This window comes from Sphingobium sp. GW821-FHT02B05, assembly GCF_059421905.1.
Window position 1 is genome coordinate 654,246 of sequence record NZ_JBWKVW010000001.1, and the last position, 24,433, is coordinate 678,678.

At 64.2% G+C, this 24,433-nt stretch carries 23 protein-coding genes and 3 tRNA genes; 9 read left to right on the top strand and 17 right to left on the bottom strand.

Annotated features, from left to right (window positions below; translation table 11 throughout):
* Positions 1 to 66 precede the first annotated feature (66 nt).
* From AC07UX_RS03345 to aroA, 5 genes are all read right to left on the bottom strand, one after another.
* Positions 67 to 152 (bottom strand) — tRNA-Leu (locus AC07UX_RS03345).
* A gap of 102 nt (positions 153 to 254) precedes the next feature.
* Positions 255 to 542 (bottom strand): integration host factor subunit beta, encoded by a 288-nt coding sequence (gene ihfB, locus AC07UX_RS03350; RefSeq protein ID WP_120249753.1) that lies wholly within the window; start codon positions 540 to 542, stop codon positions 255 to 257.
* A gap of 177 nt (positions 543 to 719) precedes the next feature.
* On the bottom strand, positions 720 to 2,432 hold the full coding sequence (gene rpsA, locus AC07UX_RS03355) for a 30S ribosomal protein S1 (RefSeq protein ID WP_120249754.1): 1,713 nt from the start codon (positions 2,430 to 2,432) through the stop codon (positions 720 to 722).
* Positions 2,433 to 2,600: 168 nt separating this feature from the next.
* Complete coding sequence (locus AC07UX_RS03360) at positions 2,601 to 3,236, bottom strand: (d)CMP kinase (RefSeq protein ID WP_495190579.1); 636 nt, start codon at positions 3,234 to 3,236, stop codon at positions 2,601 to 2,603.
* Positions 3,233 to 4,585, bottom strand: coding sequence for a 3-phosphoshikimate 1-carboxyvinyltransferase (gene aroA / locus AC07UX_RS03365; RefSeq protein ID WP_495190580.1), 1,353 nt, complete (start codon positions 4,583 to 4,585; stop codon positions 3,233 to 3,235). The genes AC07UX_RS03360 and aroA overlap by 4 nt, the downstream gene beginning before the upstream one ends.
* Positions 4,586 to 4,732: 147 nt before the next feature.
* Between aroA and AC07UX_RS03370 the strand changes: the two genes are divergently transcribed.
* From AC07UX_RS03370 to AC07UX_RS03385, 4 genes are all read left to right on the top strand, one after another.
* A complete protein-coding gene (locus tag AC07UX_RS03370; RefSeq protein ID WP_093084864.1) occupies positions 4,733 to 5,065 on the top strand; it encodes a TIGR02300 family protein in 333 nt (110 codons plus the stop codon).
* An 87-nt stretch (positions 5,066 to 5,152) separates the two neighbouring features.
* Positions 5,153 to 5,228: transfer RNA gene (locus tag AC07UX_RS03375), tRNA-Ala, on the top strand.
* A gap of 162 nt (positions 5,229 to 5,390) precedes the next feature.
* A tRNA-Ala gene (locus AC07UX_RS03380) sits at positions 5,391 to 5,466 on the top strand.
* A 120-nt stretch (positions 5,467 to 5,586) separates the two neighbouring features.
* Positions 5,587 to 6,105, top strand: a complete 519-nt coding sequence (locus AC07UX_RS03385) for a GAF domain-containing protein (RefSeq protein ID WP_495190581.1) — start codon at positions 5,587 to 5,589, stop codon at positions 6,103 to 6,105.
* Here the strand turns inward: AC07UX_RS03385 and AC07UX_RS03390 are convergent.
* A complete protein-coding gene (locus AC07UX_RS03390; RefSeq protein ID WP_495190582.1) occupies positions 6,093 to 8,369 on the bottom strand; it encodes an ATP-dependent helicase in 2,277 nt (758 codons plus the stop codon). The two genes, AC07UX_RS03385 and AC07UX_RS03390, sit on opposite strands and share 13 nt — an antisense overlap.
* 116 nt (positions 8,370 to 8,485) lie before the next feature.
* Here AC07UX_RS03390 and AC07UX_RS03395 point away from each other — a divergent pair, with 116 nt between their 5' ends.
* The gene (locus AC07UX_RS03395; protein ID WP_495190583.1) at positions 8,486 to 8,884 is read left to right on the top strand and encodes a GFA family protein; all 399 of its coding nucleotides are present in this window, start codon (positions 8,486 to 8,488) and stop codon (positions 8,882 to 8,884) included.
* Positions 8,885 to 9,011: 127 nt separating this feature from the next.
* Positions 9,012 to 9,488 carry a Fe-S oxidoreductase gene (locus tag AC07UX_RS03400; protein ID WP_495190584.1) on the top strand — a complete coding sequence of 159 codons (477 nt, stop codon included), beginning with the start codon at positions 9,012 to 9,014 and terminating at the stop codon, positions 9,486 to 9,488.
* A 107-nt stretch (positions 9,489 to 9,595) separates the two neighbouring features.
* Here the strand turns inward: AC07UX_RS03400 and rsmD are convergent, their stop codons facing one another.
* Together rsmD and AC07UX_RS03410 are read right to left on the bottom strand one after the other, a co-directional pair.
* Positions 9,596 to 10,135, bottom strand: coding sequence for a 16S rRNA (guanine(966)-N(2))-methyltransferase RsmD (gene rsmD, locus AC07UX_RS03405; RefSeq protein WP_495190585.1), 540 nt, complete (start codon positions 10,133 to 10,135; stop codon positions 9,596 to 9,598).
* A complete protein-coding gene (locus AC07UX_RS03410) occupies positions 10,132 to 11,517 on the bottom strand; it encodes a pseudouridine synthase (RefSeq protein WP_495190586.1) in 1,386 nt (461 codons plus the stop codon). Before AC07UX_RS03410 ends, rsmD begins: the two co-directional genes overlap by 4 nt.
* 156 nt (positions 11,518 to 11,673) lie before the next feature.
* On the opposite strand from AC07UX_RS03410, the gene AC07UX_RS03415 reads away from it, so the two are divergent.
* A complete protein-coding gene (locus tag AC07UX_RS03415; RefSeq protein WP_495190587.1) occupies positions 11,674 to 12,132 on the top strand; it encodes a response regulator in 459 nt (152 codons plus the stop codon).
* 81 nt (positions 12,133 to 12,213) lie between these two features.
* Positions 12,214 to 13,530, top strand: a complete 1,317-nt coding sequence (locus AC07UX_RS03420; protein ID WP_495190588.1) for an AmpG family muropeptide MFS transporter — start codon at positions 12,214 to 12,216, stop codon at positions 13,528 to 13,530.
* Here the strand turns inward: AC07UX_RS03420 and AC07UX_RS03425 are convergent.
* The 7 genes from AC07UX_RS03425 to AC07UX_RS03455 form a co-directional block, all read right to left on the bottom strand.
* Entirely contained in the window at positions 13,515 to 13,955 is a 441-nt protein-coding gene (locus tag AC07UX_RS03425) for a DUF6628 family protein (protein ID WP_495190589.1), read from the bottom strand. The genes AC07UX_RS03420 and AC07UX_RS03425 overlap by 16 nt on opposite strands.
* 68 nt (positions 13,956 to 14,023) lie before the next feature.
* Entirely contained in the window at positions 14,024 to 15,358 is a 1,335-nt protein-coding gene (locus AC07UX_RS03430; RefSeq protein WP_495190590.1) for a bifunctional folylpolyglutamate synthase/dihydrofolate synthase, read from the bottom strand.
* A 37-nt stretch (positions 15,359 to 15,395) separates the two neighbouring features.
* A complete protein-coding gene (accD, locus tag AC07UX_RS03435) occupies positions 15,396 to 16,244 on the bottom strand; it encodes an acetyl-CoA carboxylase, carboxyltransferase subunit beta (protein WP_495190591.1) in 849 nt (282 codons plus the stop codon).
* Positions 16,241 to 17,053 carry a tryptophan synthase subunit alpha gene (gene trpA / locus AC07UX_RS03440; RefSeq protein WP_495190592.1) on the bottom strand — a complete coding sequence of 271 codons (813 nt, stop codon included), beginning with the start codon at positions 17,051 to 17,053 and terminating at the stop codon, positions 16,241 to 16,243. Before trpA ends, accD begins: the two co-directional genes overlap by 4 nt.
* A 2-nt stretch (positions 17,054 to 17,055) precedes the next feature.
* Positions 17,056 to 18,297 carry a tryptophan synthase subunit beta gene (gene trpB / locus AC07UX_RS03445; RefSeq protein WP_495190593.1) on the bottom strand — a complete coding sequence of 414 codons (1,242 nt, stop codon included), beginning with the start codon at positions 18,295 to 18,297 and terminating at the stop codon, positions 17,056 to 17,058.
* Positions 18,298 to 18,393: 96 nt separating this feature from the next.
* Positions 18,394 to 19,038, bottom strand: coding sequence for a phosphoribosylanthranilate isomerase (locus AC07UX_RS03450; protein ID WP_495190594.1), 645 nt, complete (start codon positions 19,036 to 19,038; stop codon positions 18,394 to 18,396).
* Between the two features lie 18 nt (positions 19,039 to 19,056).
* On the bottom strand, positions 19,057 to 19,956 hold the full coding sequence (locus tag AC07UX_RS03455) for a lysophospholipid acyltransferase family protein (RefSeq protein ID WP_495190595.1): 900 nt from the start codon (positions 19,954 to 19,956) through the stop codon (positions 19,057 to 19,059).
* Between the two features lie 68 nt (positions 19,957 to 20,024).
* Between AC07UX_RS03455 and AC07UX_RS03460 the strand changes: the two genes are divergently transcribed.
* A complete protein-coding gene (locus AC07UX_RS03460) occupies positions 20,025 to 21,158 on the top strand; it encodes a glycosyltransferase family 2 protein (protein ID WP_495191776.1) in 1,134 nt (377 codons plus the stop codon).
* A gap of 162 nt (positions 21,159 to 21,320) precedes the next feature.
* On the opposite strand, the gene AC07UX_RS03465 is transcribed toward AC07UX_RS03460, so the two are convergent.
* Complete coding sequence (locus AC07UX_RS03465; protein WP_495190596.1) at positions 21,321 to 21,668, bottom strand: DUF952 domain-containing protein; 348 nt, start codon at positions 21,666 to 21,668, stop codon at positions 21,321 to 21,323.
* A complete protein-coding gene (gene gyrA / locus AC07UX_RS03470) occupies positions 21,665 to 24,355 on the bottom strand; it encodes a DNA gyrase subunit A (protein WP_495190597.1) in 2,691 nt (896 codons plus the stop codon). The genes AC07UX_RS03465 and gyrA overlap by 4 nt, the downstream gene beginning before the upstream one ends.
* Positions 24,356 to 24,433 lie beyond the last annotated feature (78 nt).

Here is a 24,433-nt window from a genome sequence, read left to right on the forward strand (position 1 = left end):
GGGCATCATCGCGGCAACTGGTCGCAATAGCCAGTCCTTTGGCAGGAAAAAGCTTGTCATCTTTGCTGGTGCGGACGGCGGGACTTGAACCCGCATTTCCAGGGGAAGGCGGATTTTAAGTCCGCTGCGTCTACCGATTTCGCCACGTCCGCATGGCTTCGTCGCCAGGCAGCGCCTCAGTGGCGGCTGGCGGGCGGCAGGTCAAGAGCGATCGAGCGCTGCCCGATCGCGTTCAGCAATCGTCTATGCCCGACTCAGGCGTCCTTGCCGTTCAGCCGTTCGCGCATTTCCTTGCCCGGCTTGAAATAGGGGACGCGCTTGGCATCCACCGGCACCTGTTCGCCGGTGCGCGGGTTGCGTCCGGTTCGGGCGTCGCGTGCGCGGGTGGTGAATGCACCGAAACCGCGCAATTCGACCCGACCGCCCGTGGACAGTCGATCGACAATCTCCCGGAAGAAAAGATCGACGATCTTTTCTACTTCCGGCAAGCTCAGGCCAGGATTTTCCTCGGCCAGTTTCTGGATCAGTTCCGAACGGATCATTGGATCTCCAGCGCCCCTCTGCTGTGCCCCTGCTATGTCATAGAGAATCCGCAAGGCGTTGACAATCGGGCAACAAGGCGATCGTTACGTTTACATAAGAAAGATCTTGTCAGGGCATGAAAAAGCCCGCCGGACATATATCCGGCGGGCCATTTTTCTTCAGTAGCGAAAGAAGACTTAGCCTTCCGTCTTCGCCTTGAGCGCTTCGCCCAGAATGTCGCCCAGCGACGCGCCGCTGTCGGACGAGCCATATTGTGCGACAGCCTGCTTCTCTTCGGCGATCTGCATCGCCTTGACCGAGAAGGTCGGCTTCTTGGCGCGGTCGAAACCGGTCACCATGGCGTCGAACTTCTGGCCGACCTGGAAGCGTTCCGGACGCTGTTCGTCACGGTCGCGGCCAAGATCGCTGCGCTTGATGAAGCCGGCAGCGCCGTCTTCGCCAGCCTGGACTTCCAGGCCGCCGTCGCGGACTTCAAGAACCGTCACGGTGACGATCGAGTTCTTGTTGAGGCCGGCAGCCGCGGCAGCGGTGCCACCAGCGGCCGGGCCGCCACGCTCAAGCTGCTTCATGCCCAGGCTGATGCGTTCCTTCTCGACGTCGATGTCGAGAACGACAGCCTGAACGGCCTCGCCCTTGCGGTGCAGCGCCAGCGCGTCTTCGCCCGAAATGCCCCATGCGATGTCCGACATGTGGACCATGCCGTCCACGTCGCCGTCGAGGCCGATGAACAGACCGAATTCGGTCGCATTCTTGACTTCGCCTTCGACGGTGGAACCGATCGGGTGACGTTCGGCGAACGAATCCCACGGGTTCGACTGGGCCTGCTTGAGGCCGAGCGAGATGCGGCGCTTTTCGGGATCGACTTCGAGGACCAGAACTTCGACTTCCTGGCTGGTCGAAACGATCTTGCCGGGGTGAACGTTCTTCTTGGTCCAGGACATTTCCGAAACATGGACCAGGCCTTCGATGCCGGCTTCCAGTTCGACGAACGCACCATATTCGGTGATGTTCGTGACGCGGCCCGACAGCTTGGCGCCGACGGGATACTTGGCGCTGGCGCCTTCCCACGGATCGCTTTCCAGCTGCTTCATGCCGAGCGAAATGCGCTGCGTGTCGCGGTTGATGCGGATGATCTGGACACGGACGGTGTCGCCGATGTTGATCATCTCGTTCGGGTGGTTGATGCGCTTGTACGACAGGTCGGTGACGTGCAGCAGGCCATCGATGCCGCCCAGGTCAACGAACGCACCATAATCGGTGATGTTCTTGACGACGCCTTCGATGATCTGGCCTTCGGCCAGCGTCTGGATGAGGCCGCTGCGCTGTTCAGCGCGCGTTTCTTCCAGGATGGCGCGACGCGACACGACGATGTTGCCGCGACGACGATCCATCTTCAGGATCTGGAAGGGCTGCGGAATGTCCATGAGCGGGGTGACGTCGCGCACGGGACGGATATCGACCTGCGAACCGGGCAGGAACGCCACGGCGCCGTCGAGGTCGACGGTGAAGCCACCCTTGACGCGGCCGAAGATGACGCCTTCGACGCGGGCGCTCTCGGTAAACTCGCTTTCCAGCTTGTCCCAGGCGGCTTCGCGGCGGGCGCGGTCACGCGACAGCATGGCTTCGCCATGGGCGTTTTCGACGCGGTCGACATAGACTTCGACTTCGTCGCCGACCTTGAGGTCAGCCTTCTGGCCCGGCGCGGCGAATTCGCGCAGCGGCACGCGGCCTTCCGACTTCAAGCCTACGTCGATGACGGCCAGGTCGTTTTCGATGGCGGTAACGGTGCCCTTGACGACGCGGCCTTCAAAGCCGCCGTCTTCACCACCGAGAGAATCATTGAGAAGCGCGGCGAAATCGTCGCGCGAGGGGAATGCCGTAGAGGCCATGGTTGGTCCTTCACTCATCATTGCTGGCCAATCGGTTGTATCCGATGGTCTTTGGCCAAACCACGCGCAGGACCGAATATCCGGCGCGTATCCAAAGGGTTACGGCCGTGAAACGCGCAGACGAGTTAAGCGAAAAGGGCGCCCGGCAATGCCGCGCGCCTTGTCGGGTCACTGGTTGGAGCGACCTTCAAGCTGAGCGTCCACAAGCGCGATGGCCCGCTGGACGGCCGCGTCTATAGTCAAATCGCTCGTATCTAGCAAGTCCGCGCCATCGGCCTGCTTCAAGGGCGCATGATCGCGGCTCATGTCGCGCGTGTCGCGGGCTTGAATGTCGGCGATCAGGCTGTCCATGTCGGGATGGCCCCCATGGCTGAGCGCGTCCCTGAAACGGCGTTCGGCCCGGATGTGGACGCTTGCGGTGACGAAGATCTTGGCGTCGGCATCCGGTGCGATGACCGTGCCGATGTCGCGCCCGTCCAGGATCGCGCCACCCGGCTGCGTCGCGAAGTCGCGCTGCCGTTTGACCAGCGCATCGCGCACGCTCTGATGCACGGACACGCGCGATGCCAGGCTGCCGACGGCTTCGCTGCGCAATGCCGGGTCGGACAGGATATGATCGCCAAAGCCGGCGGCGGCCAGCGCGTCCGCCTCAAGATCCGGGTCGCCGCCAGCCATCAGCACGGACAGGCCGACCGCACGGTAGAGCAGGCCGGTGTCCAGCACCGGCAGGCCATAATGGCGGCCCAGCGCCTTGGCGATGGTGCCTTTGCCCGATGCGGCAGGGCCGTCGACGGCGATGATCATGCGATCGCGCCCAGCGACTGGAGCAGGGGCAGGAAGGTCGGGAAGCTGGTGGCGACCGGGCGCATATCGTCGATGGTCACGCCGTCCTTCGACACCAGACCGGCGACCGCGAAGCTCATCGCGATGCGATGATCGAGCTTGGTGGCGATCGGGCCGCCCCCCGGCAGCAGCGTGCCGCCGCTGCCCTCGATGATGATGCCGTCTTCCAGTTCCTCGACCGTTACGCCGATGGCGCGCAGTCCTTGTGCCATGGTGGCGATGCGGTCGGATTCCTTGACGCGCAGTTCGTCCAGCCCACGAAAGATGCTGCGCCCCTGCGCGAAGGCGGCGGCGATGAAGGCGACGGGATATTCGTCGATCATGCTGGGTGCGCGGGCGGGGTCGGGTTCGACGCCCTTCAAGGCCGATGCCGTGACGATCAGGTCGCCGACCGGCTCGCCGCCCACCTCGCGGGCGTTCACCACCTCGATCGACCCGCCCATCTCGCGCAGCAGGTCGATCAGGCCCGCGCGCGTGCCGTTGAGGCCCACATTGGCGATCGTCACCTGCGATCCCGGCACCAGCAGCGCGGCAACCATGGGGAAGGCGGCGGAGGATGGGTCGCCCGGCACGATGATATTCTGCGGCTGCAATTCCGCTTCGCCGACCAGCGTGATGACGCGCGTGCCGTCCGCCTGCACCTCGACAGTCAGGTCCGCGCCGAAGCCCTTGAGCATCCGCTCGCTATGGTCGCGGGTCGGAATCGGCTCGACGACGCGGGTGATGCCCGGCGTATTCAGTCCGGCCAGCAGGATCGCCGACTTCACCTGCGCCGATGCGACGGGCAGAGCGTAGTCCAGCGGCACGGCCGGGCAGGCGCCCTTCATCGTCAGCGGCAGCGTCATATTTCCATTGGCACCGGGGCTGCCCGTGAAGCTGGCGCCGGTGCGCGACAGCGGTTCGGTCACGCGAGCCATCGGCCGCTTGCTCAGCGAAGCGTCACCCACGAAGGTCGCGGTCAGGTCATGGCTGGCGAGCAAGCCCATCAGCAGGCGCGTCGACGTGCCGCTATTGCCCATGTCCAGCGCGTTTTCGGGTTGGAGCAGGCCGCCGACGCCCACGCCATGGATATGCCAGACAGCATCACCGTCGCGTTCGATCGTCGCGCCCATGGCGCGAAGGGCAGCGGCAGTGGCCAGCACATCCTCGCCCTCCAGCAGGCCTTCGACCCGGCTTTCGCCCACGGCCAGCGCCGACAGCATCAGCGACCGGTGGGAAATGCTCTTGTCGCCCGGCACGGTGACGCTGCCCGCCAGGGCTGGCGCGGCGGAGAAGGTGCGGGGGGTGGGTTGATCGTCATGCTGGGTCACGGGGTATCCATTGTGTTGGAACCGAAAAAATGCGAGCGGCTTTTGACAGCGCGATCCCGCTATGGCAAGGCGCCCGACGTTTCGCGGGCAACAAGCGTTGCGCCGCGTGATTTCTGTTTGAAGCATCGAAGAAGGAACAGGCCGGACATGGTGAAGGCTGAATGGGGCACGAAGCGGACCTGCCCAAAATGCGCGACTCGCTTCTACGACCTGGGCAAGGACGATCCGGTCACCTGCATCAACTGCAACAGTGCCTGGGAACCGGAACCGGTGCTGAAATCGAAGCAGCCGCTGCCTTATGAGGAAGCGGCGCCCAAGAAGGTGATCGAAACCGCAGATGGCGAGCTGGAAACGGCTGACGACGATCTGGACATCGACGTCGACGACGACGGCGATTCGCCGGACAATGACGTCGATCTGGGTGGTGACGACGACCTGGGCGTCGATGCCGCCGGTGACGACGACAACGACGATAATTAAGTGAAATTTCTGCTTGCCAACGGGGTCACACGACCCTAGAGGCAGCGACCTCCGAGGCGCCGAACCCAAGCGGCGCCTCACTGGTACGGGGCCTTAGCTCAGCTGGGAGAGCGCCTGCATGGCATGCAGGAGGTCAGCGGTTCGATCCCGCTAGGCTCCACCAATTTTCGGGACCAAAAATGTCCGGGCGACATTTTTCCGAAAATTCCCGGACGCAAGTGCGGGAAAAGACGAGAAGTTATCCCTGACTTCGCGTTTATATATAAGACCGACGGCAATGCCGGACATGGTCTGACCATGATGCGACGGCCTTGCCGCGCAGGATGGGGCCTTAGCTCAGCTGGGAGAGCGCCTGCATGGCATGCAGGAGGTCAGCGGTTCGATCCCGCTAGGCTCCACCAATATTCATCTAATCCTATATGCAGCACAGGCTGGTGCCATCGCGATTGCCGCTGCAATTCTCTCCTCGCGCCACATCCTCCCCACTGGTCAACATCGCGCTTTCCTGCCATTCCGCTGCTATGAAAGATGAATTCGCCGTTCAGGCCGCCGCGCAGGGCGATGACGATACGATCCGGGCGATATTGGCACGCCTGTGCCAGGTCACGCAGATGGGCTTTGCCGCCGTTGCGCGGGTGACCGAGGATCGATGGATCGCCTGCCAGGTGCTGGACAAGATCGCCTTCGGGCTGGAACCCGGCGCGGAGCTGGAGGTGCAGATGACCATCTGCAACGATATCCGCCAGACCGAAAATTATGTGGTGATCGACCATGTCGATGCCGACATCGCCTGGCAACGGCATCCGGTGCCGCGCTTCTATGGCTTCAAAAGCTACGCCTCGTTCCCGCTCATCCTGTCGGACGGCAGCTTCTATGGCACGCTCTGCGCGATCGACCCCGAACCGCGCCTGATCAGCGATCCGGCGACAGTGGCGACCATCGAAGCTTTCGCCAACGATGTAAGTGCTATCCTGTCGGCCAAAATCTGTGCCGTGCCCCAATCGATACCGCCGTCAGTGTCCCGCCCTCAGGCCGGCTGAACGAAACTGTCCATTACGCGCTTGCGCCCGGCCGTTTCGAAATCGATCTCCAGCTTGTTGCCTTCGATCTCCGCGACGCTGCCATAGCCGAATTTCTGGTGGAACACGCGCAATCCCAAGCGCATGTCGCTGCGCCCCTTATTGCCCAGCGATACGGCCGATGCCCGTGCCTCCACGATCCGCACCGGTTCCTTGCTGAACTGCCCGGTGGACTGCGCCCGCTGCCAGCCGGGGCCGCGTCCGCTGCCGCGCGCGACATTGGCGAAGGGATCGTCCCGTTCCGACCAGTTGGCCCGCCAAAGCGACGCGCCGCCCGCCATGCTGCTTTCCGATTCGACATGTTCGGGCGGCAATTCGCCGACGAATCGCGACGGGATGCTGCTGGTCCACTGGCCGTAGATGCGGCGATTGGCGGCGTGCAGGATGGTGCAGCGCCTGCGCGCCCGCGTGATCGCCACATAGGCGAGCCGGCGTTCCTCCTCCAGGCTGTTCAAACCGCCTTCGTCCAGCGCGCGCTGCGATGGAAAAATGCCCTCCTCCCAACCAGCCAGGAACACCGTGTCGAACTCCAGCCCCTTGGCGGCGTGGATGGTCATGATGGTGATCTTGCGCTCGTCCGCCTGCGCTTCATTATCCATCACGAGGGAGACATGCTCCAGGAAGGCGCCCAGCGTTTCATATTCTTCCATCGCGCGGGCGAGTTCGGACAGGTTTTCCAGCCGCCCGGCGCTCTCGGTCGTGCGTTCGGCCTGCAACATCGCGGTATAGCCGCTCTCGTCCAATATCTGCCGCGCCAGTTCGGCATGGGGCAATTGCCCGGCCCGATCGCGCCAGCGCGCCAGATCGCCGATGAAATTGCCCAGCGACCGACGCGCCTGCGGCGTCAGTTCATCGGTGTCCAATATGCGTGCCGCCGCCAACGCCAACGGGATGCCCTCCGCCCGCGCCAGCCGGTGCAATTTCTCGACCGCCTTGTCGCCCAGGCCGCGCTTGGGCACGTTGACGATCCGTTCGAACGCCAGGTCGTCGGCAGGCTGGTTCACCAGCCGCAAATAGGCCAGCGCATCGCGAATTTCGGCGCGTTCGTAGAAACGGAAGCCGCCGACGATACGATAGGGCAGGCCGATCTGGATGAAACGGTCTTCGAATTCGCGGGTCTGGTGCTGGGCGCGGACGAGGATCGCGACCTCATCCAGTGAGCCGCCGCTCCGTTCGACCGCTTCAATCTCCTCGCCGACGCGCCGGGCTTCCTCCGGCCCGTCCCACACGCCCAGGACCTTCACCTTTTCGCCGACGTCGATGTCGGTCCACAGCGTCTTGCCCAGTCGATTGCCATTTTCCGCAATCACCCCTGACGCCGCACCCAATATGTGCGGAGTGGACCGATAATTCTGCTCCAGCCGGATGATGGTTGCGCCGGGAAAATCCTTTTCGAACCGCAGGATATTGGCGACTTCTGCGCCGCGCCATGAATAAATCGACTGATCGTCGTCGCCCACGCAGCAGATATTCTTGCGCGTCTGCGCCAGCAGCCGCAGCCACAGATATTGGCTACTGTTGGTGTCTTGATATTCGTCCACCATGATGTAGCGGAATTTCTGCTGATATTGCTCCAGCACGTCGCGATGCGTCTTCAAAATGGTGAGAGTGTGGAGCAACAGGTCACCGAAATCGCAGGCATTTACGTCACGCAGCCGGGCCTGATAGGCGGCATAGAGCGTTTGCCCCTTGCCGTTGGCATAGCCCTCCGCCTCACCCGCGCCGACGTCGGCGGGTGTCCAGCCCTTATTCTTCCACTGGTCGATCAGGCCGGCCAGTTGCCGCACCGGCCAGCGCTTTTCGTCGATCCCCTCCGCCTGCACAAGTTGCTTGAGCAACCGCAACTGGTCGTCGGTGTCGAGAATCGTGAAATTGGATTGCAATCCCACCAGTTCGGCGTGTCGGCGCAGCATCTTGGCCGCGATGGCGTGGAAGGTGCCGAGCCAGGGCATGCCCTCCACCGCATCGCCAATCATCCTGCCGACCCGCGCGCGCATTTCCCGCGCCGCCTTGTTGGTGAAGGTAACGGCCAATATCTCGGACGGCCAGGCGCGGCGCGTGCCGATCAGATGCGCCAGCCGTGCGGTAAGCGCCGCCGTCTTGCCCGTGCCCGCACCGGCCAGCACCAGCACCGGCCCCTCCGTAGTCAGCACCGCTTCTCGCTGCGGCGGGTTCAACCCATCCAGATAGGGCGGATCATTGGGGGAGGGGGCAGGAACGGTCATATGGGTCAACTAGGCATGGGGTGGTGCAGGGGCAAGGGGCGCGACGGGAACGGCCTCTTGCAGCGACGGCCCTTCTATGAGAACAAAAGGCGAATCATGCAAGGGAGCAAGGGGCGATGCTGACGGGACGATGCCAATGCGGGGCAATCCGCTACGAAGCGACCGGCGATCCGGCCTATAGCGCGCTATGCCATTGCAAGGATTGCCGCGCCAGCACGGGCGCGCCGATGGTGGGTTGGGCGCTCTTCCCGGAAGAGGCGGTCAAGGTCGAAGGGGAGGTCGTGCGGTATCAATCCTCCGAACATGCCACGCGCCATTTCTGTGGCACTTGCGGCACGGGCCTGTTCTACACCAATCCGGTGGTCTTCCCCGGCGCGATCGACATTCAGACGGCGACGCTGGACGATCCCGATGCCTTGCCGCCCCAGGCGCAGATCCAGATGGCCGAAGCCTTGCCTTGGGTGGACAAGGCGCATGACCTGCCGTCGTTCGCCCGCTATCCCGAAGGACCATAGGCCGCAAAATCCGCTCATTCGATCCTGTATATGCACCGCTTCGTCGTCATGGTGGAACGGGTCTGTCATGCTTACGGTTTTTACGCCGAACGGGGCGAAGAACAGAAAATAGGAAAGGATGATCCCGATGAAATCCATCATGCTTGCTGGCGTTGCGATGTTGAGCCTCACCATGGCGGGAGGTGCCGCTATCGCGCAGGATATGCCTGCTCAGAGCAGCCCGCCGCCTGCCGACGCCATGACGCCACCGGCCGAGCCGGCGCCGGCAGATCCGGCTGCGACGCCGCCTTCGGCCCCTGTCGCTCCGGCTGCACCAGCAGCGCCGGCCTCACCCGCCACGCCTGCTGCGCCTATGCCGCCACAGGCCGATCCAAACGCCGGCCAGCCGACCGGGGCGGTGCCGGCCGATCCGGGCATGGCGCCGGCGCCTGCTGGCGTGCCGAAAGATCCGGCGGCGCCTGTCGGTTCATCGGCCAATCCGGTAACGGTGGGTGGCAACATGACGCCTGCGCCGACGGAAGCGAAGGACTATCCGACTTGCACCCGCACTGTGCAGGACAGCTGCGTCAATCGCGGTGAAGCGCCCAAGGGTCGCAAGCGCTAACAGCGGCTAACAGCGCCGTGCCGGGTGGCCATCAGTGCCGCCCGGCCGGCTGAAAATGCCATATAGCTGTCCAACTCGCTGTATCGTTGATGGCGAGCGTGCAGACTTCAGTCTTCCGATCGCAGCAGCGTAATCCGCGCCTTGCCGACATCGCGCACGGCATCCACGGCAAATCCCTTTACCACCACATCTTCGCGGCGATCCGTTTCGATGCTGATCCAGCTCGCGGGGTTGGTCCAGCCGAGACGGGCGAGCTTATCGAGCGCCACCTGACCCGCGCCGGTGCCATAAGGCGGGTCCATGAATATGAGATCCAGCGGCTTAGGCGCTGACCCCAGCGCCAAGACGCTGGAAGCGCGGATGTCCGGACGAATGCCCAGACGGTCGCCGTTTGCGCGGATCGCATCCAGTGCTGGCTTGTCCTGCTCGACAAACAGGCAGGAAGCGGCACCGCGCGACAGCGCTTCGAACCCCAATGCGCCCGATCCGGCGAAAAAGTCGCCCACGGTCAGTCCCTCGAACGATCCGATACGGCTGAGCAGCATGGAAAATAGCGTTTCACGGGTCCGGTCGCCGGTGGGTCGGGTCGCATCACCCTTCGGCGCGGTCAAGGGACGGCCGCGCCATTGGCCCGAAATGATCCTCATGCGTCCTCGTCTCCGTCAGCCCCGTCCTGCTTTGCCTTTCTGTCAGCCGTCTTCCCCGCATCCCGCAAGCTCTTGCGAAAATGCGCCAGTTCATGCTCGCGGACTTCCTCGACGGCGCCGACCGGCAGTTCGCCCAGATGAAAGGGGCCGTAGCTGGTGCGGATCAGGCGGTTGACCTTCAGGTCCATATGCTCCAGCACGCGGCGAACCTCCCGGTTCTTGCCTTCGGTCAGGGTCATTTCGATCCACTGGTTGCGCCCGGTGCGCCGTTCCAGATTCGCCTCGATCGGGCCATAGCGGATACCGTCAATTTCCAGCCCGTCGAACAGATCCTCCAGCTGCTGCTGGCTCACCTCGCCGAACGCACGCGCGCGATAGGTGCGCGGCACGCCGGTCGCGGGCAATTCCATTTCGCGCTTGAAGCCGCCGTCGGTGGTCAGCAGCAACAGCCCTTCTGTATTCATGTCCAGCCGGCCGATCGGCATGACGCGCGGCAGATCGGCGGGCAGCCGGTCGTAGATGGTCGGGCGGCCCGCAGGATCACGCTCGGTCGTCAGATAGCCGGTCGGCTTGTGGAACAGGAACAGGCGCGTAGGTTCGGGCGCAGCGACCGCGATGTCATCGACCGTCACGCCATAGAGCGACGTCAGCAGCGTGGCGGGCGTGTCGATGACCACGCCGTCCTTGGCTACACGGCCTTCCTCGATCATCCGCTCGATTTCGCGGCGGGAGGCAACACCGGCGCGGGCCAGCAGCTTGGCGATACGCTGCGGCTCGCCCTTGCCCTCGCTGGCGGCGGCATGAGCGGGATGCGGGTTGGTGGTCGGGGTCGGCCCTTTTCCGCGCGGACGACGCGGCGGATAGGATTTGACGGCGTCGTCACGCGGACGGTCGGACCGGCCACGGTCCTGGCGTGGGCCGTCGGGACGGGCGGGGCGCGCCCGTTCCTGCCGCACGCCGTTCGGGCGGAAACCATCGCTGCCGGACCGCTCGGTCTTGGCGCGTTCGCTGCGCGGACGCTCGGTCCGGGGGCGTTCGCCCCGTTCGCTTTCGCTACGGGGACCGCGCGGCCTGGCCGCACCATCGCGCGGACCTGTTGCACGGGCGGGACGTGCGCCGGCATCGCTGCTGCTCCGGTCGGGACGCTCGCCGCGTGGGCGTTCCGCACGATTGTCGTCGCCCTTGTAGAAACGGGGCTTCGCATCGCCCCGTTCACCGGCACGACCCACGCCACGATCGGAAGACCCGCCGGCGCGAGGACCTGAACGTCCATGACTTGGCCCGCCCCCACCGGGGCCAGTTGGGCGTTTCGGACCGCCTGGTCCTCCCCTGCGGGGTGGTCCGGATTTTTTCGGCGGTTGCAACGGCGGATTCCTTTTCATGGGCACTGGCTATTCCCATATGGGATGAAAGCCAGCAACAGGCTGAATGGTGCCGCTCCGGCGCTTGGGCGAGGGGGACTGACCGTCCATCGGGCAACCCGGTGCGGGGGCGCGGCGTTTCTTCGGGTGCATGGCGGAATCAGGGCGGATCGGCAAATGTTTTTCGGGCTGGTGAAAGAGGGAGGCGCTATCTCGAAGCGTCGCAAGGCGATCCGGACCATATTGGTGGTAGAGGATGAGCCGCTCGTTGCCTTCGACAATGAGCATACGCTGGCGCAGGCCGGCTATCGCATCGCCGCCACGGTCGACGACCATGACCATGCCGTCCGGGTGATGGACGAAGGGGGCGTCGACCTCGTCATCGCCGATGTCGCCATCCACGGCGAAAAGACCGGCATCGACGTCGCCCGCCATGCCGCGCTGCAAGGCCTGCCTGTATTGTTCGTCACGGGCCGCTGCCCGGTGGAAGCGCGCACGCTGGCGGTCGGTTGCCTTGCCAAGCCATACGCCCCGCGCGATTTGATCGCCGCGATCGGCGTGGTCGATGCGTTGCTGCGCGGCGCAAGGCGGCCGAAGCTGCCGCCGGGCCTCAGCCTGTTCGAGTTGCCGGGCTGATCGCCGCATAGCGGGCTTGCTTGGCGACGATCTGGCCATATGGTGGCCATCGAATAGACGCCATTGGGGACGCACGCATTTATGACCGACGCCACACAGGGCAGCCACAGCTGGCTGGATGCCGTGAAGCCCTATGTGCAAAAAGGTCCGGTCGCGGCCTTTTTCCTGGGGGTGTCGTCCGGTTTCCCCTACGCGATGATCGGCGCGACGTTGACCACCCGCCTGGCACAGGACGGTATCGACAAGAAGGCGGTGACGGCCTTCACCCTCGCTTTTCTTGTCTATAATCTGAAATGGCTGTGGGCCTGGATTGTGGACGGGGTGCGGCTTCCGGTGATCGGCCGGCTGGGACAGCGTGTGTCATGGTTGCTGGTTGCCGGTATCCTGGTCATGGCGGCCGTCGCCAATCTGGCGCTGGTTGATCCTTCGACCGGCCTCCTCCAGACCGCCTATGCCGCGATTCTGGTTGGCGTGGCCGGCGCGACGTTCGATATCGTGATCGATGCCTATCGCATCGAGACGCTGAAACCGGAACAACTGGGTGTCGGGTCGGGCATGTCCCAATATGGCTGGCGCATCGGATCGGTGGCGGCCGGTGCATTGGCGCTGGTGCTGGCGTCGCGCATCGGCTGGCAGGGCGCTTATCTCGCCTGCGCCGTCTTCGCATTGCCCGCCATGCTGACCGGCTTGCTGCTGGGCGAGCCGGAACGGCATCGCGATCCGATCGAACGGCGCGGCATGGCTGAGGTCTGGCAGTCGATCGCCGGACCGCTGGTAGAGTTTTTCCGCCGGCGTGGCGCGTTTTTGGTCCTGCTGTTCATCCTGTTGCACAAGATTGGCGACACGTTGGCCAACCTCACCTTCCGACTATTGTTCGACGATATGGGCTACACCAATGACGAGATCGCCATCTATGATGTGGGCATTGGATTTTGGACCTATCTGATCGGCATTTTCGTCGGTGGCGTCCTCTACGCCCGCATGGGGATGAAGCGTTCCGTTCTGTTCAGCCTGGTCCTGATGTGCGTGTCCAATTGCAGCTTCGCCGCGCTGGCCGCGCTGGGGAAGAGCAATTGGGGCATGGCCGGCGCAATCGGGTTTGAAAATTTTGCCAGCGGTATCGGCGGCGTGACCGTCGTCGCCTATTTTTCTGCCCTTTGCGACCTGCGCTTCACCGCGGCGCAATATGCGCTCATCTCTGCCGCTGCCAGCATCGTCGGGCGTTTCCTGACCGGGACGACGGCGGGCGGCCTGATCGAGCGGTTCGGCTATGTCGATTTTTATCTGTTCACCACCGCACTGGCAGTGCCCGGCATCTTGCTTTTCTGGCTGATGATGCGCGCTGGGCTGATCGACGCCAGTGTCGGCACGGCGGCGCGCGATCAGCCGCCCGCGTAAAGGTCCAAGGGCCGGCCCAGATCGCTATGCGCCTGCGCCACCGCTTGCAGGCAGGTCAGCGCTCCGAGCGCATGATCGTTGCCCAGCAATTCGCTGACCTGATCGTAAGCGGCGTTGGGATTGCGCAGCGCCGCACCGGTCGCCTGCATCATCAACGCTTCGTCTGCGGTCATGCGGGCGCAGCAGCAGGGCGCGACCAAAATCTTGCGGCTGGACGCGCGGGCCAGTTCCAGCATCATCGCCCGCATCAGCACCAGCGGCCGGCGATAGCTGCGTCCGAACGCGCCCAGCATCGCGTTGGCGGCATGTGCGTCACTGACGCCCGCGGTCGCCATCCGGCGCATCACGAACAGGAACAGGCGATTGCCATAGCCGCCCGGAATGGGTCGGGGCAGGTCGAGGGGGGAGGTCTCTCCATAAGCCATAGAATCGCGCCTTCTACATTGGTCCGAGAAGGCCATGGTACGCTATTGCGAGTTAGTCGCAACTATAATCAGTCAGGCAACTGATCGTTCAGTCGCAAAATTTCGCCGGCCAGATAGAGCGAGCCGCCGATCAGCAGCTTGGGTGCGGTGTCGCCCGCGAAGGCGCATTCGTCGGCCACGGCGCCGATCGCCTGATTTACATCCGGATGGGCAGAGCAGGCGATACCCCATTTGTCGGCGATGGCGGCGAAGCGTTCGGGTGGGTGATGGTCATGACCGGGCACCGGCAGCGCGTGTATGTGGGCTACCTTGCCCGCGAAGGGCGCGAGGAAAGCGTCCACTTCCTTGTTCGCCAGCATGCCGATGACGAGATGCAGTTTCTGCCCCTCCAGCCGCTCATCGGTGAAGAAGGCGCCGATCGCTTCGCCTGCACCGGCATTATGGCCGCCATCGAGCCAGGCGCTGGTCTCTTCCGGCAAGGATCGCAGCAGCGGGCCATGATCGAGCCGTTGCAGCCGCGCGGGCCACTGCGCCCAGAGCGGCGCGGCCTTGAGTGCGGCTTCGGACAAAGGCACTGCGCTCTGATGTCGCAACATGGCAAAGGCGAGCGCGGCATTTTGCACCTGATGCGCGCCGGCAAGGCGCGGCAGCGGCGTTTCCAGTCGTCCCAGATCGTCGCGATAATGAATGCGGTCGCGATAGACGGCGGCATCCCACCCATCGCCCTGACCGATCCAGCGGGTGGATGCGCTGGCGACCGCGTCCATGATGACGGGGATGAGCGAGTCGGCGTAGCGCTGCGTCACCAGAGGCGCGCTGGCCTTGGCGATGCCCGCCTTTTCCATCGCGATCTTTTCCAGCGTGTCGCCCAGGAACGCCTGATGGTCGATGCCAAGCTGGGCGATGCCGCAGACGACAGGATCGGCAATGACGTTGGTGGCGTCCAGCCGCCCGCCCAGGCCCACTTCGATGATGCAGGCATCTGCTTCATGCTCTGCAAAGGCAAGGAAGGCGGCAGCCGTCGTCACTTCGAAGAAACTGGCGTTCACGCCTTCGGCGATATCGAGCACCCGCTCCAGATAGCGAGCGAGTTGCTCGTCCGAAATCAGCTGGCCAGATATGCGGATACGCTCATTGAAGCGAACCAGATGGGGGGAGGTGAAGACATGGACGCTTTTGCCGTCCGCCTCCATCGCCGCGCGCAGGAAGGCGCAGGTCGATCCCTTGCCATTGGTACCGGCGACATGGAAGACGGGGGGCAGCGACCGATGCGGATTGCCCAGCCGATCCAGCAGCTGGGTGATGCGTTCCAGCCCTAGCACATCCGCGCCCGGAGAAAGCGACCAGAGCCGGTCCAGTTGCGCCTGCACCTGTGGATCGTCCGAAACGGCATGGTCGGCCATGGCGCGCTGCTCCCCCTATCGCGCGATTATGTCAGCTTCAGGCTGCGGCGCGTGGGCTGAGATAGCCGATCACGCGGGCCAGTGCATCGCGCAATTCGCTGCGATGTACCACCATGTCGATCATGCCATGATCGAGCAGATATTCGGCGCGCTGGAATCCTTCGGGCAGCTTTTCGCGGATCGTGCTTTCGATCACGCGCTGGCCGGCAAAGCCGATCAGGGCATTGGGTTCCGAAATCTGGATATCGCCCAGCATGGCATAGCTGGCCGTGACGCCGCCGGTGGTCGGATCGGTCAGCACGACGATATAGGGCAGGCCCGCCGCGTGCAGCTTCTGGATCGCCACGGTTGCGCGGGGCATCTGCATCAGGGACAGGATGCCTTCCTGCATGCGGGCGCCGCCAGCTGCGGTGAAGATGACATAGGGGCATTTATGGGCGATCGCGTCATTGACGCCCTGAATGAAGGCCGCGCCCACGCCCATGCCCATGGAGCCGCCCATGAAGGCGAAATTCTGCACGCCCATGACCAGCGGCACATCGTCGATCGCACCGCGCGCATTGATCAGCGCATCCTGATCGCCGGTCGCGGCGCGGGCGGCCTTGATGCGATCGGGATAGCGCTTGGAGTCGCGGAACTTGAGCGGATCTTCCTGCACATGCGGCGTCGGCAACAGGATGAAGCCGGCGTCCAAAATCTGTTCGAACCGTTCCGATGGGCCGATACGACCATGATGGTCGCAACGCGGACAGACGGAGAGATTTTCCTCCCACTCCTTGATGAAGATCATCTCCTTGCAGGAGGGGCATTTGTGCCACAGCGTTTCGGCGGTGGTTTCCTTCTTGGTGAAGGGCAAGGCGTTACGAACGCGGTTGATCCAGCTCATGCGGCGGTCTCCCGAATAGAAAGGGCGTCGCGCAGGGTGGCGACGAAGTCCTGGACGAAGGGGGCGGCGGCATCGCCATGCGACCCGATGATATCGACGATGGCGGAACCGACGACGACGCCATCGGCAATACGACCGATGGCGGCCGCCTGTTCCGGCCCGCGCACGCCAAAGCCGACGGCGACCGGCAGGTCGGTGGCGGCCTTCAGCTTGGCGACGGCGATTTCGATAGACGCCTGCGCTGCCGACTGCTTGCCGGTGACGCCTGCGACGGAAACATAATAGAGAAAGCCGCTGGCGCCGTTCAGCACGGCGGGCAGGCGCGCCGCGTCGCTGGTCGGGGTGGCGAGACGGACGAGGTGGACGCCGGCCGCGCGCAGGGCGGGACCGATCTCGGCATCTTCCTCCGGCGGGATGTCGACGCAGATGACGCCGTCGACGCCGGCCGCCTTGCACTGGTCGGCGAACCAGTCTGCGCCACGGATCAGCATCGGATTGGCATAGCCCATCAGGACGATCGGCGTGTCGGCGTGGCGGGCGCGGAAATCGGCGGCCAGGGCGAAGACGTCCTTCGTCTTCGTGCCGGAACCCAGGCTGCGCAGGTTCGCCAGCTCGATTGCCGGGCCGTCTGCCATCGGATCGGTAAAGGGCATGCCCAGTTCGATGATATCCGCGCCGCCCGCGACCAGTGCGTCCAGGATGGCGGGCGTCGATGCGACGTCAGGATCGCCAGCGGTCACGAAGGTGATGAGCGCGGCGCGGCCCTGTGCCTTGCAGGCGGCGAAGCGGGTGGAGAGACGGTCGGTCATGCTCACATCTCCACGCCCAGCGCGTCGGCGACGGTGAAGATATCCTTGTCCCCCCGACCCGACAGATTGATCACGATGATCTTGTCCGCGTCCAGCGTGGGCGCGACCTGCTCGGCCGCGGCGACGGCATGGGCGGATTCGAGCGCGGGAATGATGCCTTCCAGGCGCGAGAGGGTCTGGAAGCTTTCCAGCGCCTCGTCATCCCTGATCGGCATGTACTTTACCCGGCCGATTTCATGCAGCCAGCTATGTTCCGGGCCAATGCCGGGATAGTCGAGGCCGGCGGAAACGCTGTGCGCTTCGGTAATCTGGCCGTCCTCGTCCTGAAGCAGGTAGGTGCGGTTGCCATGCAGGATGCCGGACTTGCCGCCGGCAAGCGAGGCGGCATGCTTCTTGTCCAGCCCTTCGCCGGCCGCTTCCACGCCGATCATCGCGACGTCCGGATCGTCCAGGAAGGGATGGAACAGGCCGATAGCGTTGGAACCGCCACCGACGGGGGCGATCAGCAGGTCGGGCAGGCGGCCTTCGGCTTCTAGCATCTGAGCGCGGGTTTCCTTGCCGATGATCGACTGGAAGTCGCGGACCAGTTCGGGATAGGGGTGCGGACCCGCGGCGGTGCCGATGATGTAGAAAGTGTCGTGGACGTTCGACACCCAGTAGCGCAGCGCGTCGTTCATCGAATCCTTGAGCGTCGAAGATCCCGAATGGACCGGGATGACTTCAGCGCCGAGCAGCTTCATGCGGAAGACGTTGGGCTTCTGCCGCTCGACATCCTTGGCACCCATGAAAATCTTGCATTCCATGCCGAACAGGGCGGCGACGGTCGCGGTTGCGACGCCATGCTGGCCCGCGCCGGTTTCGGCGATGACCTTCTTCTTGCCCATGCGGCGGGCGAGCAAAGCCTGACCGATGCAATTGTTGATCTTGTGCGCGCCGGTGTGGTTCAGCTCCTCGCGCTTGAGGTAGATTTTCGCACCCTTGCCAGCGGACGCCTTGGCGCGCAGCGCTTCGGTCAACCGCTGTGCATAATAAAGCGGGTTCGGGCGGCCGACATAGGAGCGCAGCAGTTCGGCATATTCGGCGTCGAAGGCGGGGTCTGCCTTCGCTTCCTTATAGACCTTCTCCAGCTCCAGGATCAGCGGCATCAGCGTTTCGGCGACGTACCGGCCACCAAAGGCACCGAAATGGCCGTTGGCGTCAGGCTGGCTGCGCAGGCTGTTGGGCAGGGTTACGGTATCGGTCATGACTATCTTTCCAGGGACAATATGGGGCGTTCGCTTTCAAACAGGCAAGCGATCAGCGCCATCGTCCTTCGATGCGCATGGCAGGGATGTTCAGCATCAACATGGCTGAACCGCTTTGCAGAAGGCCATGATCTTGTCCACACTCTTGATGCCCGGCGCGCTTTCCACGCCCGACGAAACATCGACCAGAGGCGCGCCGGTGATGCGGATGGCCTCTGCCACATTGTCGATGCCAAGGCCGCCGGACAGGCCCCACGGGGCGGCGATCGGCGCCCCGTGCAACAAGGTCCAGTCGAAGCGCAGGCCCATGCCGCCGGGCAGTGCCGCGCCCTCGGGCGTCTTGGCGTCGAACAGCAGCAGGTCGGCGGCACCGGCATAGGCATTGGCCGCGTCGATATCGGCGCGGGTCTTGACCGAAATCGCCTTCCAAACCGGCAGGCCGAAGCGCGCACGGATGGCGGCGGCGCGTTCGGGCGTTTCCTTGCCATGCAGCTGGAGGGCGCTGAGCGCGCCGGTGGCGACCAGATCGGCCAGTATCTCATCCGTGGGATCGACCACAACGGCGACGCGCCGGACATGCGCGGGGATGGCGGCCGACAGCGCGCGGATCTGGTCCGGCGCGACATGGCGCGGGCTTTTGGCGAAATGGACGAAGCCGACATGGCTTGCCCCGCCTTGTACGGCGGCGCCGACGGTTTCGGGCGTCGACAGGCCGCAAATCTTGATCGCGAGTCGGGACATGAGGGGGGCTTTAGACCGTCAGGGCAGGGAAGTCACATAGCGGGCGGGCTGGACGCTCCCGGGCTCGTGGCCCGGCTGGGTCAGGTCCATGTCGTGCAGGGCGAGCCATTGATCGGCATGGGTGACGCAGGCTTCGCCCAGGAAACGATCGAGCGTGGCGACGATGTCTGCATCGGTCATCGTCGCGGGATCGAGCGGGGGGTGCCAGTGGAGTGCGAAATGCGGGCCATGGGTGCGCACGAGATAGAAGGGCAGGAATTTGGCGCCGACCTTGCGGGCGAGCCGCAGGGCGATCGACAGGTTGCCCGACGGTTCGATCGGGCGGCCGAAGGTCGGGAACCAGACCTGCCGGTCGCGCCGCTCGTCCGCCAATATATAGAGGGTGGCGCGATCCTTCTGCGTTAGGTGCTTCAGCACGCCCCGCGCCGCGCCTTCGCCGCCGATCGCTTCGCCCATGTAACTGGACCGGGCTTTCTTAAGCTGGGCGGCGATCTTCGGGTCGTCGGGGGCCTCATAGACGCCCAGGCCAGGCCGGTCGGTCGACCATTTGATATGGGCGGCGAGCAAATCCCAATTCCCCAGATGCGCGGTGAAGGCGACCATGGGGCCGGGGCCGTCCAGCACCGCCTGATAGGCGGCCTTGTCCACGACCGTCACATGAGCCTCGTTCACCAGCCGGTCGATATTGGCCAGTTCCGCCATGGTGCGGCCGATATTGACCCAGCGCCGCGTCAATATCGCCTCCCGTTCCGCCTCCGGCAGTTGGGGGCTCAGGATGGCGAGGTTGGCGCGGGCGCGGGCGTCGCGCAGTTTCATGGTACGGCGCGCGATGGTGGCGGAGAGCCATCCGCCGAGCCAGCTTGCGGCCGGTGCGGGCAGGTGGCGCATCAGGAAGAAGAGAAAGGGGTTGGAGAGCATCGTCCAAGCGTCATACAGCAGCCAATGCAGCGGTAAAGGGGCACAGGAAGGTGACGGTCTTTGGGGTGATGCTTTGGGTTTGGATCGGCCTTCAGGCGCTGACCGTGCTGGGCGTCGTCAATTATTGGCGCAACCTGCCTAAGGACCGGCAAGCCGAAGCGCCCGGCGGCGTCGTCGTCATTCTGAGCGTAAGGGACGATTGGGATGGCGGGCCGGGCCTGATCGCCGGGCTGAAGGCGCAGGAAGCCCCGTTTCGCCTGCTGATCGCGACATCGGGGCAATGTCCGGCGGCGGATGCACTAGCGGCGCGGGAGGGAGATTGGGTTCAGGTCGTTGCGGCGGGAATCGCGCGCGACGAGGGGCAGAAGGTCCATAAGCTGCGCGCGGCGTTGCGGGCGTTGCGACCGGGCGATATGTGGCTGGTCTTCATCGACGCGGACATCGTGCCGCCGACGCGGCTGGTCGGGCGGCTTCTCTTTCCGCTGGTGCGGGGCAAGGCGGATATCGCCACCGGTTATCGCATGCTGCTGCCGGCGCACGGCGGTATCGCAGGACTGGTCGGCGCGGTGGAGATGCAGTTGGCGACCCTGCCACGATCGGCCAACGCGACCATGCCCTGGGGTGGCGCGATGGCGTTGCCGCGGGCGGTGGCTGAGCGGCTGGATCTGGACGCGGCGATGGCGGGGCGATTGTCCGATGATATGAGCATCGGCCTGGCCGGATGGCGCGCGAAGCTACGGTTGCGGCCGGTGCGCGACCTGCTGGTGGCCAGTCCGCTGGATGGGGATATGGCGTCACTCTGGGCCTTTGGTGTGCGGCAATATCGCCATATCGTCACCAATAGTCCGGGCATGTGGATGGTCGCGACGTTAGGCGTGGCGATCCAGTCGGGTGGCTGGCTCTGGGCGATCGGCTGGGGCGGGTGGAGCGCCGTCATGATCGGCTATGGCGCGGCGTGGAGCCGGGCGCTGGTGCGGCATCGGATAGCGCGATTAGTGCTGGAACCGTCGCAGGTGCGATGCGTCATACGATCCCTGCTGTGGGATGTGGTCGCGCCGTTCGTGGTGAGTTGGGCGCATCTGGCAGGGCAGGTGCAGGCCGCTACGTCCAGTCGCATCCGCTGGGGCGGCTGGGATTATCGGGTCAGGCAAGGCAAGGTGGTGGACATGGCGCAGCGCTTAACTTCGCACATTTCCCGCTAATGTTGAAATTCCGGTGCGGGGATAGGAAATTTTATGTCGTCGCTACCTGCTTTGCCCGCTTCCTTATCGGTAAGGTACGGCGCGTTCCCCGGCGCAGGCCTGGGAACGCAAATAATATAGCAGTAGCAGACCTGGTAGGACAGCAGAGCCGAAAGGCAGGTTTTAGAACCCCGCCGGGAACAGGTGTGCGCCGTCGTCGCCGAGGCGCAGTACGACCTTACCGGCGACGGCGCTGATCGGCAGGTCGCCATAGAGGTGGGGGAAGAGCGCGCCACCGCGCGACACTTCCCACTTTATCGCCTCACCGAACGGGGCGAGGTCGATCATCAGCATGACGAGGCGATCCTGACCCGCGAAATGCTTGGCGACCGTTTCGGCCGCCTGCGCGCGCGTGGACATGTGGATATAGCCGTCGGTCAGATCGATCGGTGCGCCCCTGAACACACCGTCGGTCTTGAACTGGTCATATTGGTCGGCCGTCAGCACCTTGTAGGCGAAGAGGTCGCTCACGCTTCGGTGGCTTCCGAACCTGCTTGGGGTGCTTCGCCGGCTTCGTCGCTTTCCTCGATCTTGGCGGCACTGACTACATGCTCGTTCTTCGCAACGTCGAACAGGCGGACGCCGGCCGAATTGCGGCTGATGACGCGCAGGCTGTCGAGGCCCATGCGGATCAGCTTCGCCTGATCGGTGACGAGCATCAGCTGGTTCGCCTGCGTGGCGGAGAAGCTGGCGACGACGCGGCCGTTGCGGGCGATATTGTCGATATTGGTGATGCCCTGACCACCACGGCCGGTGCGGCGATAGTCATAGGCCGACGACAGCTTGCCATAGCCGTTGGTGCAGACGGTCAGGATGAACTGTTCCGCTGCCGCAAACTCTGCCGCGCGTTCGGCTGGCAGCGTCGATTCGGCGTCGTTATCCTTCCACGGCGCAGCGCGCAGATAGGCGTCGCGTTCGTCCGGGGTCGCATCGAAGCCCTTGAGAATCGACAGCGAGATCACCTCGTCATCGGCCTTGAGCGTCATGCCGCGCACGCCGGTCGAGGTGCGGCTCTGGAATTCGCGGACGTCGGTGGCGGCAAAGCGGATCGCCTTGCCCTGCCGGGTGGCGAGCAAGACGTCGTCTTCTTCGGTCAGCAGGGCGACGCCGATCAGGCGATCGTCGCTGCCTTCGTCGAAGCGCATGGCCAGTTTCCCGTTGCTGGGAATATTTGCGAAGGCGTCCATGCTGTTGCGGCGCACGGTGCCGTTCGCGGTCGCGAACATGACGTGCAGATCCTTCCAGCTATCCTCATCTTCGGGCAGGGGCAGGACGGTGCGGATGGTTTCGCCCGGCCCCAGCGGCAGCAGGTTGATCATCGGCCGGCCACGGGTGGCGGGGCCACCTTCTGGCAGGCGCCACACCTTCATGCGATAGACCTTGCCGGCGGTCGAGAAGAACAGCACCGGCGTATGGGTCGACGTCACGAACATTTCGGTGACGGCGTCTTCATCCTTGGTTGCCATGCCCGAACGGCCCTTGCCGCCGCGCGCCTGGGCGCGGAAGCTTTCGAGCGGAGTACGCTTGATATAGCCCTGCACGGTGACGGTGACGACCATCTCCTCGCGCTCGATCAGGTCTTCGTCCTCGATGCCGTCGGCAGCGGCGGTGATTTCCGAGAGGCGAGGGGTCGCAAATTCGCGTTCGACCGCTTCCAGCTCCTCGCGCATCACGGCGTAGAGCTTCACGCGATCGCCCAGGATGGCGAGATATTCGGCGATGGCTTCGGCCAGTTCGGCCAGTTCCTTGCCGATTTCGTCGCGGCCCAGCGCCGTCAGACGATGCAGGCGCAGGTCGAGGATGGCGCGGACCTGAATGTCCGACAGCTTGTACACATCGCCATGGACGTCCGTCTCGATCGCTTCGACGAGGCGCAGATAGGGTGCGATCTCTCCGATCGGCCATTCGCGCGCCAGCAGCTTTTCGCGTGCTTCGGCCGGGCTGGTCGAACCGCGAATGATCTTGACCATTTCGTCGAGATTGCTGACCGCGACGACGAGGCCGAGCAAGATATGCGCCCGGTCGCGCGCCTTGTTCAACTCGAACTTGGTGCGGCGGGTGATGACCTCTTCGCGGAACTTGACGAAGGCCTCGATGATTTCGCGCAGGCCCAGCAATTCCGGGCGGCCGCCACGGATCGCCAGCATGTTCGCCGGGAAGCTCGATTGCGCGGGCGTGTTGCGCCACAGCTGGTTGAGGACGACGTCCGGCGTGGCGTCGCGTTTCAGGTCCATGACGATGCGCACGCCTTCGCGGCTCGATTCGTCCCGGATGTCGCTGATGCCCTCGATCCGCTTGTCCTTGGCGGCTTCGGCGATCTTTTCGACCAGGCCATTCTTGCCGACCTGATAGGGGATGGCGGTCAGGACGATCGACTGGCGATCGCCGCGTCCTTCCTCGACCACATGGCGCGAGCGCATCATGATGGAGCCGCGACCGGTGTGATAGGCGCTACGGGCGCCCGACTGGCCCAGGATCAGCGGCGCGGTCGGGAAATCGGGGCCGGGGACGATCGCGATCAGCTCGTCTGTCGTGATTTCGGGATTGTCGATATAGGCAAGGCAGGCGCGCAGCACTTCGCCAAGGTTGTGCGGCGGGATGTTGGTCGCCATGCCGACCGCGATGCCGCCCGCGCCATTGACCAGCAGGTTGGGGAAGCGCGCGGGCAGAACCTGCGGCTCGCTTTCCGACGCATCATAGTTGGGCGTGAAATCGACGGTATCCTTGTCGAGATCGTCCAGCAGGGCCGTGGCGACCTTGGCAAGGCGCGCTTCGGTATAGCGCATGGCGGCTGGCGGGTCGGGGTCCATCGATCCGAAATTGCCCTGACCGTCGATCAGCGGCACGCGCATCGACCAGTCCTGGGTCATGCGGGCCAACGCATCGTAGATCGAGCTGTCGCCATGGGGGTGATATTTACCCATCACCTCACCGACCAGACGGGCGGATTTGCGATAGGGGCGGTTGTAAACGAAGCCCGATTCCTGGGCGGAGAAGAGAATGCGGCGGTGGACCGGCTTCAATCCGTCGCGCACGTCCGGCAGGGCGCGGGCGACGATGACGGACATGGCATAATCGAGATAGCTGGCCTTCATCTCGTCGACGATGGAGATGGGGCTGATGTCCGAAGGGTCGGCGAGGACAGTCTCGTCGGTCAATGCGATTCTCTTTTTCAGGATGGAGTCTGTTGCCCGATCCCTAGCCGAGCGAAACAAATCTGTCACCCCTTGGCCATG

Excerpts from the sequence above, each read along its gene's own strand:
- AC07UX_RS03430 (WP_495190590.1), bottom strand. The coding sequence starts at position 15,358 with ATGGCCGACCATGCCGTTTCGGACGATCCACAGGTGCAGGCGCAACTG.
- AC07UX_RS03460 (WP_495191776.1), top strand. The coding sequence starts at position 20,025 with ATGCTTTGGGTTTGGATCGGCCTTCAGGCGCTGACCGTGCTGGGCGTC.
- trpA (WP_495190592.1), bottom strand. The coding sequence starts at position 17,053 with ATGACCGACCGTCTCTCCACCCGCTTCGCCGCCTGCAAGGCACAGGGC.
- AC07UX_RS03425 (WP_495190589.1), bottom strand. The coding sequence starts at position 13,955 with ATGGCTTATGGAGAGACCTCCCCCCTCGACCTGCCCCGACCCATTCCG.
- AC07UX_RS03400 (WP_495190584.1), top strand. The coding sequence starts at position 9,012 with ATGAAATCCATCATGCTTGCTGGCGTTGCGATGTTGAGCCTCACCATG.
- trpB (WP_495190593.1), bottom strand. The coding sequence starts at position 18,297 with ATGACCGATACCGTAACCCTGCCCAACAGCCTGCGCAGCCAGCCTGAC.
- AC07UX_RS03390 (WP_495190582.1), bottom strand. The coding sequence starts at position 8,369 with ATGACCGTTCCTGCCCCCTCCCCCAATGATCCGCCCTATCTGGATGGG.
- AC07UX_RS03410 (WP_495190586.1), bottom strand. The coding sequence starts at position 11,517 with ATGAAAAGGAATCCGCCGTTGCAACCGCCGAAAAAATCCGGACCACCC.
- AC07UX_RS03385 (WP_495190581.1), top strand. The coding sequence starts at position 5,587 with ATGAAAGATGAATTCGCCGTTCAGGCCGCCGCGCAGGGCGATGACGAT.
- AC07UX_RS03415 (WP_495190587.1), top strand. The coding sequence starts at position 11,674 with ATGTTTTTCGGGCTGGTGAAAGAGGGAGGCGCTATCTCGAAGCGTCGC.
- AC07UX_RS03420 (WP_495190588.1), top strand. The coding sequence starts at position 12,214 with ATGACCGACGCCACACAGGGCAGCCACAGCTGGCTGGATGCCGTGAAG.
- rpsA (WP_120249754.1), bottom strand. The coding sequence starts at position 2,432 with ATGGCCTCTACGGCATTCCCCTCGCGCGACGATTTCGCCGCGCTTCTC.
- rsmD (WP_495190585.1), bottom strand. The coding sequence starts at position 10,135 with ATGAGGATCATTTCGGGCCAATGGCGCGGCCGTCCCTTGACCGCGCCG.
- accD (WP_495190591.1), bottom strand. The coding sequence starts at position 16,244 with ATGAGCTGGATCAACCGCGTTCGTAACGCCTTGCCCTTCACCAAGAAG.
- AC07UX_RS03395 (WP_495190583.1), top strand. The coding sequence starts at position 8,486 with ATGCTGACGGGACGATGCCAATGCGGGGCAATCCGCTACGAAGCGACC.
- AC07UX_RS03360 (WP_495190579.1), bottom strand. The coding sequence starts at position 3,236 with ATGATCATCGCCGTCGACGGCCCTGCCGCATCGGGCAAAGGCACCATC.
- AC07UX_RS03450 (WP_495190594.1), bottom strand. The coding sequence starts at position 19,038 with ATGTCCCGACTCGCGATCAAGATTTGCGGCCTGTCGACGCCCGAAACC.
- AC07UX_RS03455 (WP_495190595.1), bottom strand. The coding sequence starts at position 19,956 with ATGCTCTCCAACCCCTTTCTCTTCTTCCTGATGCGCCACCTGCCCGCA.
- AC07UX_RS03370 (WP_093084864.1), top strand. The coding sequence starts at position 4,733 with ATGGTGAAGGCTGAATGGGGCACGAAGCGGACCTGCCCAAAATGCGCG.
- ihfB (WP_120249753.1), bottom strand. The coding sequence starts at position 542 with ATGATCCGTTCGGAACTGATCCAGAAACTGGCCGAGGAAAATCCTGGC.